Raw genomic sequence first — 337 nt, 5'->3', positions numbered from 1 at the left:
AGCTTGGATAAAGTTTGAATTTTCAGAGATAATTACCCCAGAGATACTCCAAAATGTCCGAGTAGCCATTAATTGTGTCCCTGTAATCAACAATATTCATACCGAAGTAACCAAACGAATCAAAGGTAGCTTTAACTTATTTCCGATTGTAGGAGAAGGTGTATTTTTAGGGTTGGACTATGTGAAAGATGACTTTGGAAATCGCTTAGACACGAGAAAAGAATCGAATGGAGCTAATGATATTACCGCTGTGCTTAGAAGAAATGGAGTTTCTCGATTTGATAGCCGAAATGCCTTAGAATTGCTAAATTATGTTTTAGAGTTAATTAAAGATGAA

1 pseudogene is annotated in these 337 nt (G+C 35.3%); it reads left to right on the top strand.

The window, feature by feature from the left end:
• Positions 1-337, top strand: a pseudogene (locus VQ048_RS12830) (type VI secretion system baseplate subunit TssF); the annotation flags it as partial.

This window comes from Bergeyella anatis (assembly GCF_036016955.1).
Lineage (GTDB): Bacteria > Bacteroidota > Bacteroidia > Flavobacteriales > Weeksellaceae > JAYWXI01.
The sequence above is the reverse complement of the archived record's forward strand: the minus strand, read 5'-3'. Positions and strand labels throughout refer to the sequence as shown.